The organism is Paenibacillus piscarius, assembly GCF_022234545.1.
Classification (GTDB): domain Bacteria; phylum Bacillota; class Bacilli; order Paenibacillales; family Paenibacillaceae; genus Paenibacillus_AQ; species Paenibacillus_AQ piscarius.
In genome coordinates this window covers 353,200-376,339 of sequence record NZ_JAIEUI010000001.1, presented here as the reverse complement: position 1 = coordinate 376,339, position 23,140 = coordinate 353,200, and the positions used below count along the sequence as shown (strand labels likewise).

The 23,140-nt window shown below is 54.0% G+C and carries 24 protein-coding genes; 8 read left to right on the top strand and 16 right to left on the bottom strand.

Annotated features, from left to right (window positions below):
- Nucleotides 1-378 precede the first annotated feature (378 nt).
- Nucleotides 379-1,200: a hypothetical protein gene (locus tag K1558_RS01545; RefSeq protein WP_238649610.1), complete on the top strand. Its 822-nt coding sequence runs from the start codon at nucleotides 379-381 to the stop codon at nucleotides 1,198-1,200.
- 13 nt (nucleotides 1,201-1,213) lie between these two features.
- Here K1558_RS01545 and K1558_RS01540 read toward each other — a convergent pair whose 3' ends face one another.
- The 4 genes from K1558_RS01540 to K1558_RS01525 form a co-directional block, all read right to left on the bottom strand.
- Complete coding sequence (locus K1558_RS01540) at nucleotides 1,214-2,005, bottom strand: lipid II flippase Amj family protein (RefSeq protein ID WP_238649609.1); 792 nt, start codon at nucleotides 2,003-2,005, stop codon at nucleotides 1,214-1,216.
- Between the two features lie 121 nt (nucleotides 2,006-2,126).
- Nucleotides 2,127-2,573, bottom strand: a complete 447-nt coding sequence (locus K1558_RS01535; RefSeq protein WP_420800391.1) for a ribosomal maturation YjgA family protein — start codon at nucleotides 2,571-2,573, stop codon at nucleotides 2,127-2,129.
- A 27-nt stretch (nucleotides 2,574-2,600) separates the two neighbouring features.
- The gene (locus tag K1558_RS01530; protein ID WP_238649608.1) at nucleotides 2,601-3,077 is read right to left on the bottom strand and encodes an NUDIX domain-containing protein; all 477 of its coding nucleotides are present in this window, start codon (nucleotides 3,075-3,077) and stop codon (nucleotides 2,601-2,603) included.
- Between the two features lie 82 nt (nucleotides 3,078-3,159).
- Nucleotides 3,160-4,065 (bottom strand): AraC family transcriptional regulator, encoded by a 906-nt coding sequence (locus tag K1558_RS01525; protein WP_420800390.1) that lies wholly within the window; start codon nucleotides 4,063-4,065, stop codon nucleotides 3,160-3,162.
- A gap of 199 nt (nucleotides 4,066-4,264) precedes the next feature.
- Here K1558_RS01525 and K1558_RS01520 point away from each other — a divergent pair, with 199 nt between their 5' ends.
- Nucleotides 4,265-5,104: an SDR family NAD(P)-dependent oxidoreductase gene (locus K1558_RS01520; protein ID WP_238649606.1), complete on the top strand. Its 840-nt coding sequence runs from the start codon at nucleotides 4,265-4,267 to the stop codon at nucleotides 5,102-5,104.
- 107 nt (nucleotides 5,105-5,211) lie between these two features.
- Here K1558_RS01520 and K1558_RS01515 read toward each other — a convergent pair whose 3' ends face one another.
- From K1558_RS01515 to K1558_RS01505, 3 genes are all read right to left on the bottom strand, one after another.
- On the bottom strand, nucleotides 5,212-5,781 hold the full coding sequence (locus tag K1558_RS01515; protein ID WP_238649605.1) for a putative ABC transporter permease: 570 nt from the start codon (nucleotides 5,779-5,781) through the stop codon (nucleotides 5,212-5,214).
- Between the two features lie 355 nt (nucleotides 5,782-6,136).
- Nucleotides 6,137-6,310, bottom strand: a complete 174-nt coding sequence (locus tag K1558_RS01510; RefSeq protein ID WP_238649604.1) for a hypothetical protein — start codon at nucleotides 6,308-6,310, stop codon at nucleotides 6,137-6,139.
- Nucleotides 6,311-6,435: 125 nt separating this feature from the next.
- The gene (locus K1558_RS01505) at nucleotides 6,436-7,338 is read right to left on the bottom strand and encodes an ArsR/SmtB family transcription factor (RefSeq protein ID WP_238649603.1); all 903 of its coding nucleotides are present in this window, start codon (nucleotides 7,336-7,338) and stop codon (nucleotides 6,436-6,438) included.
- A gap of 149 nt (nucleotides 7,339-7,487) precedes the next feature.
- On the opposite strand from K1558_RS01505, the gene arfA reads away from it, so the two are divergent.
- A complete protein-coding gene (gene arfA / locus K1558_RS01500) occupies nucleotides 7,488-8,996 on the top strand; it encodes an arabinosylfuranosidase ArfA (protein ID WP_238649602.1) in 1,509 nt (502 codons plus the stop codon).
- 17 nt (nucleotides 8,997-9,013) lie between these two features.
- Here arfA and K1558_RS01495 read toward each other — a convergent pair whose 3' ends face one another.
- The 3 genes from K1558_RS01495 to K1558_RS01485 all read right to left on the bottom strand — a co-directional run bounded on the left by K1558_RS01495 (nucleotide 9,014) and on the right by K1558_RS01485 (nucleotide 10,971).
- Entirely contained in the window at nucleotides 9,014-9,703 is a 690-nt protein-coding gene (locus K1558_RS01495) for an LrgB family protein (protein ID WP_238649601.1), read from the bottom strand.
- Nucleotides 9,700-10,116 carry a CidA/LrgA family protein gene (locus tag K1558_RS01490; protein WP_238649600.1) on the bottom strand — a complete coding sequence of 139 codons (417 nt, stop codon included), beginning with the start codon at nucleotides 10,114-10,116 and terminating at the stop codon, nucleotides 9,700-9,702. Before K1558_RS01490 ends, K1558_RS01495 begins: the two co-directional genes overlap by 4 nt.
- Nucleotides 10,117-10,275: 159 nt before the next feature.
- On the bottom strand, nucleotides 10,276-10,971 hold the full coding sequence (locus tag K1558_RS01485; RefSeq protein ID WP_238649599.1) for an NAD(P)H-dependent oxidoreductase: 696 nt from the start codon (nucleotides 10,969-10,971) through the stop codon (nucleotides 10,276-10,278).
- 158 nt (nucleotides 10,972-11,129) lie between these two features.
- On the opposite strand from K1558_RS01485, the gene K1558_RS01480 reads away from it, so the two are divergent.
- Nucleotides 11,130-11,516, top strand: coding sequence for a winged helix-turn-helix transcriptional regulator (locus tag K1558_RS01480; protein WP_238649598.1), 387 nt, complete (start codon nucleotides 11,130-11,132; stop codon nucleotides 11,514-11,516).
- Between the two features lie 64 nt (nucleotides 11,517-11,580).
- Here K1558_RS01480 and K1558_RS01475 read toward each other — a convergent pair whose 3' ends face one another.
- Both K1558_RS01475 and K1558_RS01470 read right to left on the bottom strand, forming a co-directional pair.
- Nucleotides 11,581-11,955, bottom strand: a complete 375-nt coding sequence (locus K1558_RS01475; protein WP_238649597.1) for a YkvA family protein — start codon at nucleotides 11,953-11,955, stop codon at nucleotides 11,581-11,583.
- Between the two features lie 110 nt (nucleotides 11,956-12,065).
- Nucleotides 12,066-13,031 (bottom strand): acetylxylan esterase, encoded by a 966-nt coding sequence (locus tag K1558_RS01470; RefSeq protein WP_238649596.1) that lies wholly within the window; start codon nucleotides 13,029-13,031, stop codon nucleotides 12,066-12,068.
- Nucleotides 13,032-13,231: 200 nt separating this feature from the next.
- Here K1558_RS01470 and K1558_RS32960 point away from each other — a divergent pair, with 200 nt between their 5' ends.
- Nucleotides 13,232-14,332, top strand: coding sequence for a glycosyltransferase family 4 protein (locus K1558_RS32960; protein ID WP_238649595.1), 1,101 nt, complete (start codon nucleotides 13,232-13,234; stop codon nucleotides 14,330-14,332).
- Between the two features lie 170 nt (nucleotides 14,333-14,502).
- A complete protein-coding gene (locus tag K1558_RS01460) occupies nucleotides 14,503-15,264 on the top strand; it encodes an SGNH/GDSL hydrolase family protein (protein WP_238649594.1) in 762 nt (253 codons plus the stop codon).
- On the opposite strand, the gene K1558_RS01455 is transcribed toward K1558_RS01460, so the two are convergent.
- Nucleotides 15,255-16,349 carry a glycosyltransferase family 2 protein gene (locus K1558_RS01455; RefSeq protein ID WP_238649593.1) on the bottom strand — a complete coding sequence of 365 codons (1,095 nt, stop codon included), beginning with the start codon at nucleotides 16,347-16,349 and terminating at the stop codon, nucleotides 15,255-15,257. The two genes, K1558_RS01460 and K1558_RS01455, sit on opposite strands and share 10 nt — an antisense overlap.
- A gap of 182 nt (nucleotides 16,350-16,531) precedes the next feature.
- On the opposite strand from K1558_RS01455, the gene thiD reads away from it, so the two are divergent.
- The gene (gene thiD / locus K1558_RS01450; protein ID WP_238649592.1) at nucleotides 16,532-17,344 is read left to right on the top strand and encodes a bifunctional hydroxymethylpyrimidine kinase/phosphomethylpyrimidine kinase; all 813 of its coding nucleotides are present in this window, start codon (nucleotides 16,532-16,534) and stop codon (nucleotides 17,342-17,344) included.
- 100 nt (nucleotides 17,345-17,444) lie between these two features.
- On the opposite strand, the gene K1558_RS01445 is transcribed toward thiD, so the two are convergent.
- From K1558_RS01445 to K1558_RS01435, 3 genes are all read right to left on the bottom strand, one after another.
- Entirely contained in the window at nucleotides 17,445-18,356 is a 912-nt protein-coding gene (locus K1558_RS01445) for a hypothetical protein (protein WP_238649591.1), read from the bottom strand.
- Nucleotides 18,357-18,430: 74 nt separating this feature from the next.
- Nucleotides 18,431-18,913, bottom strand: a complete 483-nt coding sequence (locus tag K1558_RS01440) for a GNAT family N-acetyltransferase (RefSeq protein ID WP_274528363.1) — start codon at nucleotides 18,911-18,913, stop codon at nucleotides 18,431-18,433.
- An 88-nt stretch (nucleotides 18,914-19,001) separates the two neighbouring features.
- A complete protein-coding gene (locus K1558_RS01435) occupies nucleotides 19,002-19,823 on the bottom strand; it encodes a helix-turn-helix transcriptional regulator (RefSeq protein WP_238649589.1) in 822 nt (273 codons plus the stop codon).
- 134 nt (nucleotides 19,824-19,957) lie between these two features.
- On the opposite strand from K1558_RS01435, the gene lacZ reads away from it, so the two are divergent.
- Entirely contained in the window at nucleotides 19,958-23,071 is a 3,114-nt protein-coding gene (lacZ, locus tag K1558_RS01430; protein ID WP_238649588.1) for a beta-galactosidase, LacZ type, read from the top strand.
- Nucleotides 23,072-23,140 lie beyond the last annotated feature (69 nt).

The window sequence follows — 23,140 nt, the reverse complement described above, 5'->3', positions numbered from 1 at the left end:
GGTCGGTTTTTCGATTACATTTGATTCATACGCCTCCGTAGCTGCCAATGTGGCCGGTTTTTCGATTACATTTGGCCCATACGCCTCCGTAGCTGCCAATGTGGTCGGTTTATCGATTACATTCACCCTGAGCGCCTTTCGCGAGCACATTCTATACTGTTTTCCGCATACATTTTCAAATATCACCCAACACAGGAACTGGAGTTCTTATTTTTTCCTTGACTACCCATGAATTCAGCGTTATAGTGAATGAACAATAACACACGCAGTAAGCGGGAGAAGCACCTCGCAGGACAGGCATTCATGCCTTTCTTGGAGGTGCTTCTTTGTGTCTATTGTAAATTTACGATCATGGGAGTTGAAGCGGGAGTGTTCATATTGAAGGAATGGACAGGTAAAGAATGCACAGGATGGGGAGAGTTGATAGGCTTCACGGGGGCATCTCTGAAGAGGATTGTGGTTGTATTGGTACTGCTGTCCTTGTGGTGCGCCCCGGGCACCAGAGTCTTGGCTGCGTCGGAGTGGGACGCCGCGCTGGATGAGATTCATAATCTGTATGCGGATTACACCTCACTCCAGACCTCGCTGAAGTCGGATCTTCAGCGCAATCAGACACTCCACAAGCAGAACAGCGCAGCGCTTGCCGCCGTCAATAAGCAACTGCAAGCGACAAACGCAGTTCAAATCGCCAAGCTTAAGGCCACGGTAGAAGCGGTGCAGAAGAAGCACGGTCCGCTTCTGGAGCAGTACAATGCCCTCGGCAAGCAGATAACCGCAGCCCGTAAGGCCAATAACCTGAAGAGTGTTACCGTGCTTGAGATTAAGCGGAATAAGCTTAAGCCAGCGGCAGCGGCAGCACGGGCTGAAGTGAAGAGTGCAGCTTCAGCACTCGCAGCAGCCAAAGCTGAGGCCGCAGCAAAGAACAAGCCGGCTAAGAATGCTCTCGCCCCTATCGCACAGCTCAAGAAGCAGATTGCCGCGCAGAACAAGCTGTTCTCTGCTGCGCAAGCGGAGAGAAGCGGCGCTGATAAACGTTATAAGGCTGGGGTTCAGGCTGGGGATGCCGCCAAGGCGGCAACTGCCATGAAGCAGTCCTATAACCGGATGGTTGAGCTTCGGGCCATGGCCGGGCAGTTATACAGCTGGGAGCAGCAGATCAGCACCGCTCTGCGTGCCGCAGAGCTGAAGCTTCCGAAGTGACGCCCCCTGGAGGTCAGATCAGCTTCACCAGCGAGCAGATGATATAAGCTCCCGGCACAAGCAGAACCTGACCGAGCAGTGAGCCGAGGAAGCGCGAGAACATCAGCAGAACATAGATTTTGCCGAGCTGATCCCGGTATTCCACATTCTCCGTAGCCTTGTGGGTGATGATTCCGAGCTGGGGATCGATGAATACGGTCAGCAGAATCGTGGCGATTCCGTTGATCAGCCCGGATGCCTGGGAAGCGGTGGTGCTGAACTCAGGCAGCAGCTTGGCTGCATACATCGAGGATAATACACCAACCGTGTAGAAGGCCGTCACGAAGATGTTCATAATAATGAACCGCTTAGGTATCCCCAGGTAGCGGAAGCCGCTCAGTCCCAACCTCGGCAGACGGATATACTTGCGCGTATTTTTGAGCTGGCTGACGGTTACACTGGTCAGAAGCTTCGGAATGGAGCCTTGAATCTCCAGCTTGGCGATGACTCTGGAGAACAGTCCCACGAAGGTGGGAAACAAGGCGATGGCAATCAGCGTTCCCAGAGATGAGGCCAGCATAATAATCCGCAGATAGTTGAGCAGCGGGAAGCTGTCGTCAAATTTAGCGTAATCTACGAATTTGGCCGTCAATGGCGCTTGGACCATATTGGCGGTTCTGGAGACCAGCACGATGATACCGGTCAGGGATAAGGCAATGGCAATTTTGTTCAGCTTCACTCCGGCAAACCGTACGGAATACGATAATGTCTCTGAGGTGTGAATGATCAGGGTCAGCAGGCATACGATCCATAGACTGTTTGTCATTTACAGTTGTTCATCTCCAGATCAGGCAGCGTTCGGCCAATGTCCGGCAGTCTCATTCCAGTTAGTGACATACCGGGCTTGCCTCACTTAATATATATTGTTCCTCCAGTCTATTCCAGAATCAATTTTGTAAGATTTGATCCACAGCATAGCAGAATAGAACACCGGCTGTATAACGGATGAGGTCCACCCAGAGGAACCCCTGGCCCAGGACCAGTCCGCCGATGGTCGTTGCACGAATCTGTACAATCCAATCGGCCTGATAGAGCTGGCTAATCTCAATGCCGAAGCTGAAGCCCAGGCTTAACAGAAGCGACAGCCACAGCGGATGCCGGGTGAACAGCGCGCGGCAGCCAAGATAGATCATCCCTGCCCACAGCGCGTCACCGAAGTGAGCGCTGACGAATGCCGGCAGCTCATTGCCGTATGCTCTCGTCCCGAGGCCCAGCACAATGACCAGCAATACCATGCCGGAGTAGATCAGTCTGGATTTTATTAGTCTGGATTTTATCAGCGTGGCTTTCATAACCTCATTACGCAAATGTACCTGCTCCCTCTTATCGCTCATTTAATACTTCTTACTATCTTATATCTTCTAATCGAACATTGCTTTCCGTGAAGCATCTGCCTGCAACGTAAACAGCTTCTTCGGATACGGCATAGTTAGCTCTGGCAGCTCATCTTCCTTGAAGAACTTTAGCTCCTCCGCCTCTCCGTCCATACTTCTAAGCTGTCCTTTGACAATACTGCACTCGAATACGATAACGGTGTACTCCACCTGATCCCCGTTACTGTATTCATGCCGGTATTTCCAGCCGCCGAATACGCCGATGACCTGCTCAGGTGTCACCATGAGTCCTGTCTCTTCAAACACTTCCCTGCGCAGTGCTCTGGATGGCGTCTCCTCCGGTTCGATGGCTCCTGCCGGCAAGCCCCATGCAGTCTCATCTTTCTTGCGGATCAGCAGGATGCTTCCCTGTTCATCCCTTACAACGGCAGCCACCGACGGCATCATTAACAGCCCGTTGCCCGTCACTGCGCGCAGCTCCCGGTAATACTCAGACATTGGCATGAAGCTTCCTCCTAATATCAATTAAGGATATTCAATATATATGTTTCTCTACCCCTGTCCATAACGGACTGGCCGATGCTGCTTAAATGAACCGCTTGATATCACTTACCGGAGAGAAGCCGAACAGACGCGTATATTCCCGGCTGAATTGGGAGGGGCTCTCATAGCCTACCTCGAACGCGATATCTGCCACATGGCTAGATTCGGTTAACAGGCGGCGGCGCGCTTCCTGCAGGCGGATCTGCTTCTGATACTGTACCGGAGTCATGGCGGTTACTTCTTTAAAGTGACGATATAACGAGGAAGGGCTCATGCTCGCCAGTTCAGCTAATTCTCCGATGCGCAGCGGCTGGTTGTAATCCCTCTTGATCCGCTCGACCACCTCGGCAATGGAGGCGTAGTTGCTTCCAGCCATGGCAATCTGCTTGAACACATCCCCTTGATCATCGCAAAGGAGTCTGTAGATAATCTCACGAATGACGAGGGGCGCAAGTGCCGGAATGTCCTTCGGCGTCTCTAACAGGCCTACGAGTCTGACGGCTGCATCAAGGAGGGCATTATTCATTTTACCTACGAATAGCCCTCTGTGATATCTATTGGTGCTGCCGGGAAGTAATTCCGTCTCCTTCATGATCTGAAAGATTTGAGAAGCCTCTAGATCCAGGCGAACTGCCAAGTAAGGATGTTCAGGTAAGGACTGAATAGCCCGGCCGGTTATTGGTACATCCAGCGACACCGCCAGGTAGTCGGATACCCCGTATTGGTAACGCTCATCTGCGAGCATGATAACCTTTTCGCCTTGAGCTACAATGCATAGCGAAGGTTTTTGAATTCTGCATACCGGAACCTCGGAGTGAGAATCGCGGACCAGATGCAATGACGGGATCAGGGTAGCGTGGTCGCCATCTGCACCGGAGAACTTCTCAACGAGCTGCGCAAGCTCCAACTGTTTTAAGTATGTTTTTTGAGCTTCATCCAGCATGTGCATCCCTCCCGTTATTGTGTTCCCTGTTAATCATAATAAATTCTTAAACCGTGTTTGTTAAGCGAGTGAGAAGAATAGGCAAGAATGTGGAAGTAATATTCTAACGGAATTCAGCCTGGGAGGAACATAATGGGTTTGTTCCGGCAGACCTGTAGCCATAGCCTATTTTACGGAATAACGATTATCCATGGGAGGGAAAAATATGCAACAAACTAAAGTATGGTATGTGACCGGTGCTTCGAAAGGACTGGGATTAGCCTTGGTCAGAAAACTGGTCAAGCGCGGTTATAGAGTTGCTGCAACTTCACGTAACATAGAGGATTTAAAGCAAGCTGTGGGTAAGGTGCCCGAAGGACAATTCCTGCCGCTCGCGGTTGACCTGACCCAAGCGGCTTCGGTTCAGACATCCGTGAACAAGACGTATGAGCAGTTCGGGCGAATAGATGTGGCCGTTAACAATGCAGGCTATGGCATCGGCGGTGCGATTGAGGAGTTGTCGCAGGAGGAAATTATGGCCAACTTTGAAGTCAATGTATTTGGTCCGGTTCACGTCATTCAGAGTGTACTGCCCTATATGCGTAAGGCGCGTTCAGGACATATCTTCAATATTGCTTCAATTGCCGGCTTCGCTCCCCATATGGGCTGGAGTGTGTATGCGGCCACGAAGTTCTCGCTAATGGGATTGACCGAGGTGCTTGCTCAGGATGTGATGTCTCTGGGGATCAAAGTTACGGCAGTAGCACCCGGGGGATTCAGAACCCAGTTCAACAAGGCCGATTCACTGGTTCTGTCTGCCAATAAAATTGAGGATTATAGCGAAATTCACTCCGGGCACAACCAGTTCGTAGCGGCTGACGGCAAGCAGCTTGGCGATCCTGAAAGAGCGGCAGAGGTATTGATCGATCTGGCGGAATCGCCTCATCCCCCGGTCCAATTGTTCTTGGGAAGTGATGCTTACCGGAGAGCATCCGAAAAGCTGATTCAATTGCATGAACAATTGGAAGCGAACAAGGACATCAGTTTCCGGACTGATTTTAATTAAGCGTTATTCACATGTTGGCAATGACAACAGCGGTAGTCTAAGACTTTATGATCAAATCTTAGTCCACCGCTGTTCTCAATTTTATAATCCCCATTAAATCAGGCTTCTCAGTCTATAACTTTATTCTCACCAGACATCAGACCGCGGCGCCGGGTCCGGCAGGTCCATAGCAGATCGGCCGCGAAGAGCAGCAGAACCCCGGGAAGAATAGGCAGCCATATCTGCTGAACGCCCAGGTACAGCAGATGGACCAGCGGCTGCAAAGCATAAATGCAGGCTATGGACAGCCCCCACCAATAGAGCGAGAATTTCAGACAAATATGCCCGCAGAGCTGATAAGGCATTCCTGAATAGTCCCACCACTGTCTGCGAAACAATCCTTTCAGCAGCCAGCCGCTGACAAATTCCACCGCCGACGGAATGATCAGGGCCAGCAGCAGAAATACCGGCAAGGGAACCGCCAGATCATGCAACGCAAGCAGCAGCAGCGGCGCGCAGCCGTACATCGGCTTAAACGGACCTTTCAGGAAGCCTTCCTTGCGAAAGGTTCCCACGCTGTGCAGATTGTAGCTGCCCTCGATTACCCAGCCCAAAAACGAGTAGATGGTGAAATAGAACAGATAGGGGCTAACCTCGGCCAGCGCGCTATAACTGTTCTGTACAAGTAATGGTGTCATTGTAGTCGTTCCCGCCTCCAGCCCCATTTATTTTGCTTTTTGGGCTAGTATGCCTCTTAGGGCTGATGGTTATTACGGGATCATATGAGCGAAACATCCGCTAGTCAAAAGTAATCCGCTGCCCCCAGGCATGAAATACAATAGAATCTCATTTTAAGGTCAATAATCCATTTTCTATTGCAGGAAATACAGTCACTTACTTGAATGTAGGAGCAGGGTTCATTCTTACAGTTTTTTTAAAGTTGAGGCTCTACTAGTACAGATGCGGGGTAGCGCGTGAAGGGGCTGAGCACAATACACTCAGCCCCTACGCTATCCCCGGCAGCTTCAAGCCGCCACTCCGCCGCTAACCTTGCTAATTCTTCGGAAGCGGGTCAGGATGGGCGGTGTCGGCCGGCTTGGCCTCCCAGTCATCGGCTTCCGGTTCGATATCTACACCGTTCTCCATTTTTTTGCGTTCCGCGAGGGAATCGCCGTCTTTGTTCTCCCGGTTGCGGATGTCTGCTTCATCATGGGTATGCTCCGGCATGTGAACTCCTCCTTGTTATGCAAGTGTGCACGTTTTGGATTACTTAGTTATAGTTACCCGCAGCCCCCTTTTGCAAACATGCCATTTACGCCAGAGCGGGACACGAACCGGAGCGCCCCATCAAATTACTCGTAATACACGCGGACGACAATATCCTGATCGTAATTGCCGAAGCCGCGGCCGAACAGGGTTAAGCCGCCCCGCCTTCGGGTGCTGTCTTCCGCGGTGAACCGGAAGCTCCACTGGTCCTGCTGCCAGCCTACTTCATCGATGGTTACTGCCGAAATCTGCTGGCCGTCGATATAAGTCCCGCCCGCATTAATCCGCAGCACCTTCAGCAGGCCATACTGGTTCACATCCGGTCTCCACCAGGCCGGGGTCAGCCGGCCCCGCATGACCCCGAAGTCACCGGGGCTTGTCCACTTGCCGAGCGGGATACCGTTCATCGCAAAAGCGATGTCCGAAGGCCATTTCTCGTTCACACTCGGGGCTTCCGAGCCGATCTCCATCGAGATCTCAATCTCCTGCACCTTCTGGTCCAGGAACAGATAATTAGGCACCTTGTACTCCGCATAGCCTTTGGCGAACCAGAGAATGCCGGCATCCACCCGCTGCGGATCCAGAAAATAACGCGGGTCATCATAATACCCGATCATTCTCTCCGTGGTGGCGATGCCGCAGGTCGGAGAAGCCTCAAGGTCCGTGTAATGGCCTACCGGGACGGAGACCTCCACTACTTTGCGGGCAATCGAGTTGGCGCCGGATAATTTAACCTGCAGGAAATTAGCAGAAAGTGAGCAAAATTTATACGTCCCCCCGTCGATCCGCTTCATCTGGGAGCTGACGATGCCTGCCTTCTGCAGCTTGGCTACATGCGAGCTGACAATGGCGCTGCTGAGATACAGCCTGGCAGCGATCTCCTTGATGTGCATCTCCTGGACACTGAGCAGATCGATAATCCGCAGCCTTACTTCACTGGCAAGTGCTTCGTAGACCTTCAGCGATTCGGAATCTGTTGTTAAATACATGACCTGTCCTCCGCGCTCTTTGAATTAGTTATTTCATTAATCCTGAAATTAGTTATTGCCTAGCATATCACGTAATCCGTATCATGTAACCATAAACAAGCTTAATCAATTAACCATTACCTTAATCTTACACAAAGGAGCTTCCTACTATGAGCATTCAATCCAAAATGATTGTCGATAAGGACTTCAAGCTGGCTGAGGTGGACCCGAGATTATACGGATCGTTCATTGAACATCTGGGACGGGCTGTGTACGGTGGCATATATGAGCCGGGACACCCGACCGCCGATGAGAATGGCTTCCGCAGCGATGCGCTTGAGGCTATCAAGGCGCTGCGGGTGCCGATTATCCGTTATCCTGGAGGCAACTTCGTTTCCGGCTATAACTGGGAGGACGGCGTTGGCCCCAAGGAACAGCGGAAGCGCTCTCTTGAACTCGCGTGGTGGACGACAGAGACGAACCAGGTAGGCACGAATGAATTCGCCGACTGGGCTAAGCTGGCCGGTGCCGAGGTCATGATGGCCGTCAACCTGGGCACGCGCGGCATCGATGCCGCCAGGAACCTGGTGGAATACTGCAACCACCCTTCCGGCTCGTACTGGAGCGATCTGCGCATCTCGCATGGTTATCAGACCCCGCATAATTTCCGTACGTGGTGTCTCGGCAATGAAATGGACGGCCCGTGGCAGATTGGGGCCAAGACCGCCGTCGAATACGGCCGGCTCGCGAACGAGACCGCCAAAGCGATGCGTTGGGTCGATCCTTCCCTGGAGCTCGTGGCCTGCGGCAGCTCAGGCAGCAATATGAGTACATTTGCCGAATGGGAAGCTACAGTCCTGGATCTCACCTACGAGAATGTGGACTTCCTATCCCTGCATACCTACTATAACAATAACGACGGAGATACTCCGAATTTCCTGGCCCAGTCGCTCGACATGGATCAGTTCATCGACAGCGTAGCAGCAGTATGTGATTATATCAAGGCCAAGAAGAAAAGCAAGAAAAAGATTTATCTGTCGCTGGATGAGTGGAATGTGTGGAAATCGCAGGGGTCCAGCCGTGCAGAGCAGCACTGGCAGATTGCACCGCCTGAATTCGAGGATGTCTATACGCTGGAGGATGCGCTGGTGGTCGGCTGCTGTCTGATCAGTCTTCTGAAGCATGCCGACAGGGTCAAAATGGCCTGTATCGCCCAGCTCATCAATGTCATTGCGCCGATTATGACGGAGAACGGCGGCCCGCTGTGGCTGCAGACCACCTATTATCCGTATATGCACGCCTCTGTGTATGGCCGGGGAACAGTGCTTCACCCGCTGATTACCAGCCCGAAATATGATTCGCGGGATTTCACCGATGTTCCTTATCTGGAGGCTGTCAGCGTCTATAATGAGGAGCAGAACGAAGTGACGGTGTTCGCAGTGAACCGCCATCTGAAGGAAGGCATGGAGCTGGCTGTCGATCTGCGCAGCTTCGGTGCAGTGGAGGTCATCCAGCATACGGTGCTGGAGCATGAAGATCTGCAGGCGGCCAACACCCGGTCCAATCCGGCAACCGTGCTGCCGCATAACCGGGGAACGGCTGCCGCAGACGGCGGACGGGTCAGTGCCCAGCTGCCGGCAGCCTCCTGGAATGTGATCCGTCTGCGCGTGAACGGCTGAGGAGCGGCTGCACAGGCTTAATGGTACATGATCCAGGCGGCGAGCGGTCCGCAGACCGAGCCGACAATGGCGCAGACGGTCATTGCCACAGAGCTCATAGACACGGACTGCTCGCCGTATTCCAGCGCCTTCGCGGTGCCGAGCGCATGAGAGGCTGTACCGAGGCCAATGCCGATGCCTGACTCTCCGCGGATACGGAACAGCTTGATGATATATGGCCCGCCAATCGCTCCGGTGAATCCGGCAATCATCACGAAGACCGAGGTTAGCGAGGCGTCTCCGCCCAGATTGCTGGAGATCTGAATCGCTACAGCGGTAGTAATGGACTTCGGCAGAATAGACAACACATACAGCTTGGAGAAGCCGAGTGCAGATGCCATCAGCAGGCCGCTGAACATGCCGACGAGCAGCCCGGTGACCGTTCCGCCTAATACAGCAGGGAGGTTCTTCCACAGCACATGGCGTTGCTTATATAATGGATATGCCAGCGATACGACTGCCGGGCCAAGCAGCCGGTTAATCCAGTCGCCGCCGATCATATAAGTCTCATATGGAATATGGAAGCCCATAAGCAGCACAACCACTGTAAAGGTTGCGGTCAGCGCGGGCAGGAGGACTGGAAGACGGTAACGTCTGTACAGCATGGACATCACCAGATAGATCACTACGTTCATCAGCACGAAGCCTACGGCCAGCAGAATTCTCATGCTTCCTTCCCCTTCCCTTGCACGGTGCGGGCACGGTATGTCCGGCGAGTAAACCGGATAGAGCTGAGGCTGGCAATCCACTGGCTGGAATGGGCGGTGACCACCATAGTCAGCACGCTGCTGACCACAAGAATGCCGATCAGGAGCAGCCCTCTTCCGCTGAAGATATCGAGGTGGTTCATTATGCCGGCAGTGGCCGGGATGAAGAACATGGGCAGATAAGCCAGAATGAAGGTCGAGCCGTTCTCGATCAGCTTCACTGGAACAATCTTGAGCAGCAGCAGCACGAAGAGCAGGAGCAGTCCGACGATGCTGCCCGGAACCGGCAGATGTAGCACACGCTGCAGATAATCTCCAGCCAGGAAGAACACATAGAGCAGGCAGACTTCAGCGATAATACGGATGATTTTCATTTGTGCAGGAATCCCTTCAAGCTTGATTTACGACCTCCTAAGCGTAGCACTATTTTCAGCAAATTTTCAATGCTTTTTCGACTCTTCTATGTACTTTCAAAAAAGAAACGGATGACGCCCGGAGGCTGCATCCGTTTTTTCATTTGCTGTTCGTGCATCTCAGACCCATTCCACCACTTGATCAGAGGTCCGCCGGGTTTTGGGACGCGGCTCACCGGTACGGTAGCCGAAGGCGACCATACAGGCCAATCCGAAATGTTCAGGGTTCATGATGCCCTCAGCCGCCAGAATCTGTTCAGTCTTCGCCTTGTCGAAGCCTTCAATCGGGCAGGAATCAATGCCGATCATTGCGGCAGCGGTCATCATATTGCCTAAGGACAGATAAGTCTGACGGGCCCCCCACTCGAACATCGCCCGCTCATTCCCCTCCATCCCGAAATCGGATTTCAGAAACGTATCATAGACCTGCCGCTTACCTGCGGCAATCTCAGTCGGCAGGTTCTGCACGTCCTGCATTATACTATTGATGTACTCAGAGCCTGCAGCCATATCACCAGGCTGTCTGGCCAGAACCAGCACGAAATGGCTTGCCGTCGGCAGCTGCTTCTGGGCGCCCCAGGCATGGGGCAGCAGCTTTTCGCGGATCTCCGGACTCTGAAGCACTACGAATTTCCAGGGCTCAAAGCCGAAGGAGCTGGGGGACAGGCGTCCCGTCTCCAGAATCAAGCTGAAGTCCTCTGCGCTGATTTTCCGGCTGCTGTCGAACTCTTTGGTGGCATGTCTGTATTGAAAAGCGGCCAGAATATTTTCTTTGGTAATGCCTGTTGCTGTGCTCGATGTACTGATAGTATCCATTATTTATACTCCCTTTCTGTGTTCCTTTAGCCCAAAACATGGTAAGGAATTGACGTTATCCTGCTCTCATGCTTATAGTAATGGATATACAACACATTGAGAAGTACGCACATTATTGTGATGTAGTATACAGAATGATACTAAGGAGCGTGTATCTTATGCGCAACCGCAAAGGCGGCTTCGGCGAATGCCCAGACGGCCAGGCCCATGCTTGTCCTGTTGAATTCACGCTTGATGTCATCGGCGGCAAATGGAAGGGCGTTCTGCTGTACCATATGATGGATGCCCCGGTCCGGTTCAATGAATTCCGCCGGATCTGCCCCGGCATCACCCAGCGTATGCTGACCCTGCAGCTCCGCGAGCTGGAGGAGGACGGGGTCGTGCACCGCGAGGTCTATCATCAGGTTCCGCCGAAGGTCGAATACTCATTGACCGAATTCGGCCGCACGCTGATCCCGATCATCCGGCTGATGCGGGATTGGGGCATTGAATACCAGGCGAAGCAGCAATCCGCAGACAGCCGGACCGCAGATGCCGAGGTATAGCAGGGAGACACAGAACAGGGATGCAGCCCCGCTGCACCCCATCTCTATATCATCATCATCGTATCTAAGAATCCTTGAAGAACTCCTCCGCCTTCTGCTTGTGCTCTTCCTTTACCTGACCGGCAATGGCCTTAATTCCGGCCGCGATGACAGCCGCATCATCCGTGAACCCCAGTCCGATTAGGGCATCGGGAATGGCATCAACCGGTGAAATGAAATACGCCAGTGCGCCGAAAGCAATGCCTTTGGCCCATAGCGGAGTCTTGGCATCAAGCGCACAATAGTACATCGCGACCGCTTCTCTGGTGAACGGGATTTTACCGGCGAATTTTCTGGTTTTGCTCCAGAAGCTCTTCTTCACCAGCTCTTCATTTTTCTTGTCATACCCGAAGTTCTCCACCAATAAGGCTGCCGGAAGCTTGTCCGCAGGTTCGTCCATCCGTCATTCCTCCCTGAGATTAGACTGCCTTCCCTTGGCCTCAGCCAACGGCTCTACTATCATTTTCACACGATTCAAGAACAATTAATCAGCTTAACGGCTGAACGGCTCTACCGGGAGCCCAGATGCTCCTGGAAAAAGAGTACCGTCTCCCTGCGCTGAAATTCATTCACCTCATGCCCCGAAAACGGATAATCCCTCATCTGCTTAGGGGATTCGATGCGGTTATACGCGGCATATATAGCCTCCGGCATACAGACCGTATCCTTCCATCCGGCGGACATCATTACAGGCACCGTGAACCGGTGGGCCAGATTCACAATATCGAAATAAGCCAGATTCTCCAGTGCACGATCCAGATGCTCAGGATAACGCTTCAGATAATCAGCAATCTCGGTGAGCGAGCTGGTTGAATTCAATACACCGAAGTCCAGCCGGCACAGATTAGGAATATCTGCGGCCACAGCGGCAACGCGGCTGCTTAGCGCACCAGCGAGAAGGGCAATCCCTCCGCCCTGGCTGGCTCCGGTAATGGCAATGCGCGCAGCATCCACGCCCGGAAGCTGGGCAGCGGTCTCTATGGCCCGGACGGTGTCTATAGCAAGCGCCATGTAATAAGACTGCTCCTTGTCCAGCAGCCCCTGGGTAATCCAGCCTTTGGTCACTCCGTGCTCATGCGGCAGCAGATTGCCGGTCTCGCCAAGCTGTCCCCGCACATCTACGGCCAGTACTGCGTATCCTAGCAGCACGAAATGAGCGTACCGTTCAGGATATCCCCGGTCTCCGGTGTAGCCGGGAAAGGTGACAATGCACGGCAGGCCGTCCGTCCCCCCCGTATCTGAAGCAGGCTGAATATACCAGGCATGGATCATCGTCTCTGCATACCCCATGTAGCTGACCTTGCTGACCTTCATACCGGGATAAGGCACCGGTTCAGGGGTCACGGTGATCTCCAGCGGATGCTCTTCATTTTCAGCCAGGCGGTCATTCCAGAAGTCATCCACCGTCTCCCGGTCCAGCGTAGGTTGGGTCAGGCATTGCAGTAGCTCCAGCTTGCGTTGCTCTATTGCATTCATCTTTATTCCTCCTGTATGCATGTCTATGTAAGCGTCATTACTCATTATAGAGACTAATTCATAGAATTCCAAAAAAGAAGAAGCGTGCAGACATAGAAAAATCCCGTTCTCCCCAATACTTTTCATTGAATATGGAATAAAATAGTATATCTAGCACACCTATACAACCCAAGATCTCGATAGAAAGGAAGGGATCATGAGTGCGGTTCACTTTCCCCATACTCACCTTAAGCCATGGCGGGGCGCAGCGGATGCTTGTAGAGCTTACGAATGGCCTTACCGCCCTGGGCCACCAGGTAGTAATTGTCATGCCACTGGGAGGACAGGTATCCTATAACGTACACTCCACCCTGTGGATTACCGACCATACGCTGCTGCGTGAATCCGATTTTCCGGTCAGCGATATCATCGTCTCCAACTTCTTCACAACCGTTCCGGTATCCCAGGCGGCAAGCCAGAACGGCAAGGGCATTCATGTGCGCCTGTCCCTGTGTTATGAACCGATGTTCCTGCCGCACAGCGAGGTCTCTTTTCCCACGTATCATATCACCGACAAGCTGGTCGTCCTCTCCCGGTGGCAGCAGGAACTAATAGAGCTTGGGCATGGAGTCAGCGGCCACATTGTACCGGTAGGCATCAGCTCGTCCTTCAGAAACATGCAGATCCGCCACAGGCTGCAGGAGCCGCTGAATATAACCGCCATCTTGCGCAAGGTGGAGTATGGCTTCTCCTGGCACCGTGACCAGGACTACCTGATCCAGCAGCTCGAATCAGTGAAGCAGAATCTTCCGTGGGTGAACATCAACTTCATCTGCCCGCCCGATGAATTCTATACCTCTGACTGGCTGCAGGAGATGAAAGCCAGCGGCAAATACCGCTTCTTCACCCCATCCAATGACGAGGAGCTGTGCTATCACTACAATTGTGCCGATATCTTCGTCAGCTCCAGCATCTTCGACACAGGCTCGCTGCCGGGACTTGAGGCGATGCGCTGCGGTGCTGCTCTGGTGTCGGTCTACTCTGGAGGCAATCTGGAGTATGCCCGCCATGAAGAGAACTGCCTGTTGTCCTACCGGCATGAGAACCGGCTGGCAGCCGATATTATACGGCTCATTCAGGACCCGGCATTGCGGAACAGGCTGGCCGCACAGGGTGAGACAGATTCACGGGGATGGACCTGGGAGAACAGCGTCAAAATCATGGAAGAGGCGGCGTCCGCCTTTCTCACGGGCATTCCTGCGAAGCCTCAAGCTTCATCAGTGCTGCTGCAACGCATGAAATCCAAAGGACGCAAGCCTTGAACTGAGGTTAAGCATAATAACAGAACAGGTCCGGCCGGATAAGAAGCCGGATGGACCTGTTCTGTTTGTCTGTCACAGCAGGGATGAACCCATGACATCTGTACATAGGCACGGGCCTCCGTATGGTTTACACTTAATTTATCTACACTAAGGTTATCGGAGGCGGTTCAATGAATACCAATGAGCAGCATAAGGAAGGCCCTGAGACAGGGCTAGGTTTCAACTATATGGTCAGCGGCGACTCGATCTCCAAGGGGGTTGTCTATGATGAATCCAGAAGCAAATACGTCATCCTGGAGGATAACTACGTATCTATGCTTCAGGGCAAGCTCAAGGGCGCCATGCGCAATACGGCGAGATTCGGCAATACGCTGATGAAGGGGTTCGGCAATCTGAAGCGGGATGTCCTCAAGGAGAAGCCGGATGTGGTGCTGATCGAATACGGCGGCAATGACTGTGACTATCACTGGAGCGAGATTGCTAGCAATCCTGAGGCCGAGCACCGGCCCAAAACCGATTTTCCGGATTTCGAGCAGATGCTGCTTGATATGATTCATTTCCTGAAGAACCAGGGCATTATCCCTGTCCTGATGAGTCTGCCTCCGCTGAATGCGGACAACTACTTCAAGTGGGTCAGCGGCAGCCAGCCTGACGCTGAGGCGAACATTATGAAGTTCCTGGGCAGTGTCACCAAGATCTACTGGTGGCAGGAGCGGTACAACTCCGCCATTCTTAAGGTGGCTGAAGCTACCCGGACCAAGCTCATCGATGTGCGCGGCGCGTTCCTCCAGCAGCCGGATTACACGCGGTTCATCTGCCGGGACGGCATCCACCCCAACCGCGAGGGTCACCGGATTATTCATGACAAAATCCTGGAGTTCATCCGCGCCAGCGAGCCCGGCCTGCTGGCCGAGCCTGCAGCTCAGGGCTGAAGGGAGACGTATTTACTGCCGAGCAGCTTCTGGAAGTACGTGCGGTTGTACAGCATACTTGGATGGCCCGGCTGTTGAAGCAAGGCCGTCTCATTATACAGATTGGCCCGCACATGCTCACCCAGCCTGTCATAACACAGGGCGAGCTGCAGATTCGGAATCCAGGTGGAGAAGGCTTCGTTCTTCATGCCCATGGAATCGTTCGGCGCAGACAGCTTCAGTGCCAGCTCATACCAGTAAACCGCCGGATGAAACAGCCCCTTCTCCACCAGCCAGGCTCCCATCCGGCAGCAGAACTCCGCACGCGGAGCGTCATACTGCAGGGTCCGGGTAAAGGCTGCGAAGGCAGCTTCCTGGTCTCCAAGCGTCTCCCGGCATTCCGCGAGCCGCAGGCAGGCCTGAATATTATCTTCAATCCAGCCCTGCCCCCCGCCGAGGAACTGCTCATAATAGGCGCAGGCCTCCGCAAGAAGCCCGTGGTCGCGCAGCTCATTGGCATAATAATATTGATCTCGCGGCGAGAAGTGCTCCCCTGCCTCCGCCCGTTTGCGGTAGATGCGCAGGTTGCGGTCTGTGTATTCTTTGTCCTTGTGATGAGTAACACAGACATCACTGCTGAGGGACGGTCCACACACCTCCAGATACTCATGCACCGGACCGATCCACCGGAACCCGCAGGAACGGCGGACCAGCCGGTTGCGCCGCAAGGAGGTCACCACCCTCCCGTCCCCGTCAAAGGCAAGATTATACTGCATATTTACACTGTTCACATCTCCCGGCAACGACTGCTTCAGCAGCCTGAACCGCTCCTGGTCCTCTTCCGCAAGATAGTCATCTGCATCCAGCCAGAAGATATATTCCTTGGTCGCCTTGCTGAAGGCGAAATTGCGGGCCGCTGCAAAATCGGCGATCCAGTTGAAGTCATACAGGACGGCTCCAAAAGAAGCGGCGATCTCCTTGGTGCGGTCTGTCGATCCCGTATCCACCAGGATCAGCTCATCGGCCAGACTGCCTACAGACGACAGGCAGCGCGGCAGGCTGTGCTCCTCATTGCGGACAATCATACATACACTGATCTCAATCATGGCAGCCTCCTGAATCCGTATCCGTTGTTCTACCATGATATGCGGGGAAGCCGGCAGGCAACACTTGCTACTACCCAGCTAAGGAGACCTTGGCGGGCTTATACTTTTTTTGCGGACTCCGGCCATGATTTTTGTTATAATAAGCACCATACTATCGATATAGAGAGAAGGGGACGTTACCTTTGTCAAAAATCATTAAGACTCTAACCATTGCCGGCAGTGACTCCAGCGGAGGCGCAGGCATTCAGGCAGACCTCAAAACCTTTGAGGAATACGGCACCTACGGCTTCAGCGCGCTGACCACCATCGTGACGATGGACCCTGACCAGGGCTGGCATCACAATGTCTATCCGGTGGATGCGGCAATCGTTGCCGACCAGCTCAAGACCGTCTTCGCCGGAGGTCCGGTAGATGCTATGAAGACCGGGATGCTGGGCAGTGTGGAAATCGTACAGGTGGTAGAAACCGCGCTTAAGAATAACCGGCAGACCAATGTGGTCATTGACCCGGTGATGGTGTGCAAAGGCGAGGATGAGGTGCTGAATCCGGAGAGTGCCAATGCGATCCGCGATCTGCTGCTCCCGCTGGCAACAGTGGCTACACCGAATCTGTTCGAAGCAGGAGTTCTCTCCGGCCTCGGCAAGCTGACCACCCTTGACGAGATGAAGGAAGCGGCCCGCCTGATTCACAAGCTCGGCACACAGAATGTGGTCGTCAAGGGCGGCAAGGCGCTCGGCGGCGACATGGCGATTGATATCTTCTACGACGGCAGCGAATTCCTCGTCCTGGAGACCGCCAAGATTGAGCCTGCCCATAACCACGGAGCCGGCTGCACCTTCGCTGCTGCCATTACCGGCGGCTTGGCGAACGGCTTATCGGTTAAGGACGCTGTGGTGAAGGCGAAGGATTTCGTCTCCGCCGCGATCCGTAACGGCTATGCGTTCAACGAGTATGTAGGCCCTGTATTCCACGGCGGCTACCGTCTGGAGCAGTAACCCCTATCCGTTAGCAGACAGACCCGCCTGAGAACACAAAGAAACCTCTCTTCGTTGGCTGTATTCACAACCATCTGAAGAGAGGTTTCTCTCAATTCTGCTATTTAGCCGCCTGTGCCTGTCCTTCTGCAATATGCTTCACGAAGGCTGTCATCTTCTCGTTATTGTCAAGGCCTACTACACCGATAATGACGGACTTCGCATTGTAGTTGAGCGGCAGCGCAGCAAGGAACGGAGATTTCAGAATATCGACCCCGACCAGCTCGTTCTTGCCGGTCTCCGGATTGACGGCCCATTTCATCTGGGGATCGTCTGCAGCCAGCTTCCCGTCAGCCATAACCGGCTCCAGATTCTGCAGGGTCGCCTGCTTCCCGATCCAGTCGATCGTCGTCTCATCCATCACGAGGATATCCGGCCGATTAGCTGCCATTTCGACCACAGCCTTCTGCAGGAAGTTCATATCCAGTTCCTCCGAGCCGTTGCCTGCCTTGGGAAGATAGGTTACGGTAACCTCCACACGCTTCCATTCCGGGTAAGCGGCGACAATCGCTTGCTCCAGCTCTTCCGTCTTGCCGCTGGTATCCTTGACCCCGAAATTGCCCACGAACATAATCTTCGCATCCACCGGCGGCAGTGAAGCGAGATACTGCCTGTGCTGGTAGTTGTCATAGAGCGCCTTCCCGCCAAAGATCACCACCAGCAGCCCGATAATGCTGAGAATCACATGTGTTTTGTACAGGCGGAAGAAGGTCTCCCACTTGCCGGCCGTGCCGGAGAACCGCCCGTACTTAGCCAGCCGCTCCGCCTCCGCCTTCTGAATCTCCTCTTCATCCCAAGTATCCAGAATCTGCTTGTACGCCTTGAAATCCGCCTCATAATCGGCAATCTCTTGCTCTGTGGAGAGGGACCGTCTCCGCTTCAGCAGCAGGTCGAACCGCTTGTTCAGCTCCTCTCTGGTTACGCTCTCCGGTAATCCCAACCGCTCATACGCTTGCTTCAGGTTCTCGTTCACATTGAATTCTCCTTTGATATGTATGATGCCGTAGTTCTATATTAACAGACTTCGCCTTGTGTTCTCCACTCGCGCTAGGGATGGACCTTAATCCCCCTGGTTTCCATCAGCAGGAACTGCGTTTCCGTCTCTCCGCACTGGTGCACAAAGCTCTGAATTGGCAGGAATCCCGCCTTTGTGTACAAGCTGATAGCTCTCTGGTTAAAGGCTGCAACCGACAATCTGAATCTCTCCGCATGATAGATTTGTTCTGCGAACTTCATACCTGCCTGCAAAAAGACCAGCCCGTTGCCCTTCCCGGTCAGATCCGGTCTTAAGCCCAGGCCGATATCCAGCGCGGTTCCATCCAGGTAGAGTCCGCGTTCTCTTCCGCCCCCAACCTGGGCATTCTGCCCGAAACCGGCCAAGCCTTCACCTGAAATAGATACACTGAAGTAGGAGCCATCCAGCAGCTCTTCAATATCCTCATCTGCATCAGCAGTCTCCATCATATTGTAAAAGGAATACGGCGGTTCGTATTGCCAACGGATAATTTCTTTTGCCGCAGGCTCATCCATAAGCCCGATTCGATAGACATCCTCATTACTGTTTCCCACTTCACCATACCTCCTGTTTACTGTTTCCTGAACTAAGTATCCGTCAGCCTCAGTCCAGCCCGTGCAGTCCCCGCCACTCCTCCGGCTGCATCCCGGTAATCCGCTTGAACACAGCACAGAAATAGCTGACGTTCTCGAATCCGGCCCGCTGGGCGATCTCGTAGATCCGCTGGCCCCGGCTGCTGAACATGAGCTGCTTGCTCCGGCTGACCCGCTGCCGGTTGATATAGGCCATCGGCCGTTCGCGGACCGTCCGCTGGAACAGGCGGCACAGGTATTGCGGGGAAACTGCCGCCACTTCGGCCAGCTCCTTCAGCAGCAGCGGACGGTGCAGATGAAGCTCGATGTATTGCAGCACGGGCTTCATCCGCTCCAGGTCATTATCCTCATTCGCAGCGGGAAGCAGACTGCGCTTCAGATCGAGCAGCAGCGCATACAGCAGCTTGGCACGCTCCAGATTGTCCTGATGCTCGTTGCCGCTGGAGAGGGTCAGCATCTCGGCCAGCGGACTCAGGACCGGCTCCGCTCTCAGGCGGCCTACCCCGGATTCGCGGATGCCGGCATAGAGCAGCATCTGGGCGGCCTCCCTCCCGTTGAAGGAGATCCAGGCCAGCTCCCATTCCCGGCTGAGCGGCGCATACGAGTGGGGATCATCCGGGTACAGGAAGAACAGGTCGCCGGCTCCGGCAATATAGGACTTGCCCCTGATCTTGACCTCGCCCTTGCCGCTGAGAACCTGGTGCAGCTGGTAATCCGGGAAGCCCGCAGGCCGGGTCATCTCCTCCTGATGCTCCCAATACCCCAGCGTAGTGGCATAAATCGGCAGCAGATGCATATCTTCCATTTCGCAAAAGATCATTTTACTCTCCACAGCAGTCTCCCCCTGTCTTACTCCCGATTCATCTCCTAGTTTCATATTCTATTATATCTGAAGAAAATCATTATATATACCCGGAACATTTCCCATCCTATAATATGAATATAACGATATAAGGAGATGTTAACTTGCGCAACAAGCTCTCATACCAGCCACCCGCCAACGGATATCCTGAATGGAACAATAATCCTGAGATTTTTCAATTGAACCGTATAGACGCGCATGCCTCCATGATGTCCTTCCCGGCGGCATCCGATGCCCTGAAAGGGAACAAAGAGTCCTCTCCGCGATACCAGTCTTTGAATGGAACGTGGAAATTTGCTTTTGCCGAGACCCCGGATGCCCGGATTAAGGAATTCTACAAATCAGATTATGACTCCAGCGGCTGGGCGGACATTGCCGTCCCTTCCCACTGGCAGTTCCAGGGATATGATTATCCCCAATATACGAATGTGCGTTACCCTTGGGAGGTCTCTGAGCCGGACCTGAAGCCGCCGTATGCTCCAACCGTCTACAACCCGGTAGGCTCCTATACCCGCTCCTTCACTGTTCCGCAGGATTGGGACGGACAACCTGTATTCCTCAGCTTCCAGGGCGTGGAATCCGCCTTCTATGTATGGGTGAACGGCGAGCTGGCCGGCTACTGCGAGGATACCTTCACACCGTCAGAATTCGATATCACCGCTTATCTGCTGCCCGGCGAGAATAAGCTGGCAGTGGAAGTCTACCGCTGGTGTGATGCGAGCTGGCTGGAGGATCAGGACTTCTGGCGGCTGAGCGGGATCTACCGTGATGTATATCTGTACACTGCCCCTGCTGTGCGTGTGGCCGACTTCTTCGTCCGTACAGAGCTCGACAGAAGCTTCACTGATGCCGAGCTTCAGGTCGACCTGACCGTGGAGAATTATTATAACCGGGTCTCTCTGGGACATTCGGTAGAGGTACAGCTCTTCGACAGTGCGCAGCAAGCGGTATGGGCGGCTCCGGTCTCCGCCGGATTCGCCTTTGAACAGGATGGAACCCGGCAATTGAAGTTGGCTGCACCCGTAACGAATCCGCTGAAATGGAGCGCAGAGAAGCCTAACCTCTACACTCTGCTGATTACGGTGCTGGATGATCAGGGACAAGTGCTGGAAGCGCTGAGCTGCAAGGTCGGCTTCCGCACCTTCGAAATTGAGGACGGCCTGATGAAGATTAACGGCAAGCGGATTGTGTTCAAGGGCACGAACCGCCATGAATTCTCCTGCGATACGGGCCGCGCGCTCTCCAAGGAGGACATGATTACCGACATTAAGCTGATGAAGCTGCATAACATCAATGCTGTGCGGACCTCCCACTATCCGAACCAGTCGGTATGGTACGAGCTGTGTGACGAATATGGCCTGTATGTGATTGACGAGACGAATCTGGAGACGCACGGCTCCTGGCAATACGGACAGAAGGAGCTGCACGAGGGCAACGTTCCCGGCAGCCGCCCGGAATGGCGCGCGAACGTCATTGACCGCTGCAACTCCATGATGCAGCGCGACAAGAACCACGCTTCCGTCATCATCTGGTCGCTTGGCAACGAGTCTTTCGGCGGGGATAACTTCCTGGCAATGCACGACTATCTGCGGGAAGCTGATCCGACCCGTCCGGTTCATTATGAAGGTACGTATCACTACAGACCTTCGGATGCGGCCAGCGATATCGAATCAACAATGTATATCAAGCCTGATGAAGTAGTACAGTATGCGCTAAGCAATCCCAAGAAGCCGTACATTCTGTGTGAATACAGCCATGCCATGGGCAACTCCTGCGGCGGCCTGCATCTGTACACCGAGCTGTTCGACAAATATGACGTCATTCAGGGCGGCTTTATTTGGGACTGGGTGGATCAGGCGATCCGCACCACGACTCCAGAAGGCGTATCTTATCTGGCCTACGGCGGGGATTTCGGAGAGCAGCCGCATGACGGCAACTTCAGCGGCAACGGCTTGCTGTTCGCGGACCGCAGCGTTACGCCGAAGCTCTACGAGGTGAAGAAATGCTACCAGAATATCACCATCACTGCGGTTGATCTGAAGAATGGACGCTTCGAGGCCCGCAATAACTTCCTGTTCACGGATCTTGCAGATTATCAGCTGAAGTGGAAGCTGGCGCTGAACGGCGAGTCGGCCCAGGAAGGACAATTGCCGCTCTCCGCAGCGCCCGGCGAGACTGTCAGCTTCACCGTACCGCTGGATTCCAGTCTGCTGGGAACCGGTAAGGAAGCTGTGCTTACGGTTTCGTTCGTACAAACGGCAGCGACCTCCTGGTCTGCGCCAGCGCATGAGATCGCCTGGGAGCAGTTCGTGCTCTCCCCTTATATTCCGTCCGTTACGCCGGATACGGCTGAGGGCAAGCTTGCACTTCAAGAGCAGGATGGCCACCTGACCTTCGCAGGCAGCGGCTTCGCGCTGAGCTTCGAGACTGCTACCGGCGCACTTGTCTCCATGCAGTCTTCCGGCAGGGAGCTCCTGCTGGCACCGGCCCGGCCGAACTTCTGGAGAGCTGTTACAGACAATGATCTCGGCAATAAGCATCATGAGCGCTGCGCCGTCTGGAAGGATGCCTCTTACCAGCGCCAGCTGGTCCGCTTCAGCGGCCGGGTCGAGGGCAGTATCGGCTTCGTGACCGCCGATTACCTGCTGGATACACAGCCGCAGTCCACCCTGCGGGTGAATTATGAGATTCGTACCGACGGCTCTATCGGAATTGTCCAGGAGCTTAACCCGGGCAGCGGCAGTCTGCCGGAGATCCCGGAATTCGGGATGGTCTTCGAGCTGGACAGCAGCCTGGATACGATTCTCTGGTACGGCCGCGGCCCGCATGAGAACTATTGGGACCGGCAGAGCGGTGCTCCGCTGGGACGCTATTCGGGTAAGGTCAGCGAACAGTTCACGAATTACCTCCGCCCTCAGGAGTGCGGCAACAAGACCGATGTCCGCTTCGCGTCTGTAACTGCAGCAGACAAGGGACTCGGATTGTCTATCGAAGGCGCAGTGCCGGTTGAAGTCAATGCACTGCCTTGGACTCCTGCCGAGCTTGAAGCCAGCGACCACGGCTACAAGCTGCCGGTATCCAGCCGGACCGTGCTGCGTGTTAATTACAAGCAGATGGGTGTCGGCGGCGACGACAGCTGGGGTGCGCCTGTGCATGAGCAGTTCACCCTGCCGGCCAACCGTCCGTATACATTCAAGTTCAAGCTGACTTTAGTGTAAGCTGCAAGCGGAAACGGCTTTGCCGTCCTTTTAAAGGACGGCACCTGTTTCAGCGAGAATTAGAAGGAT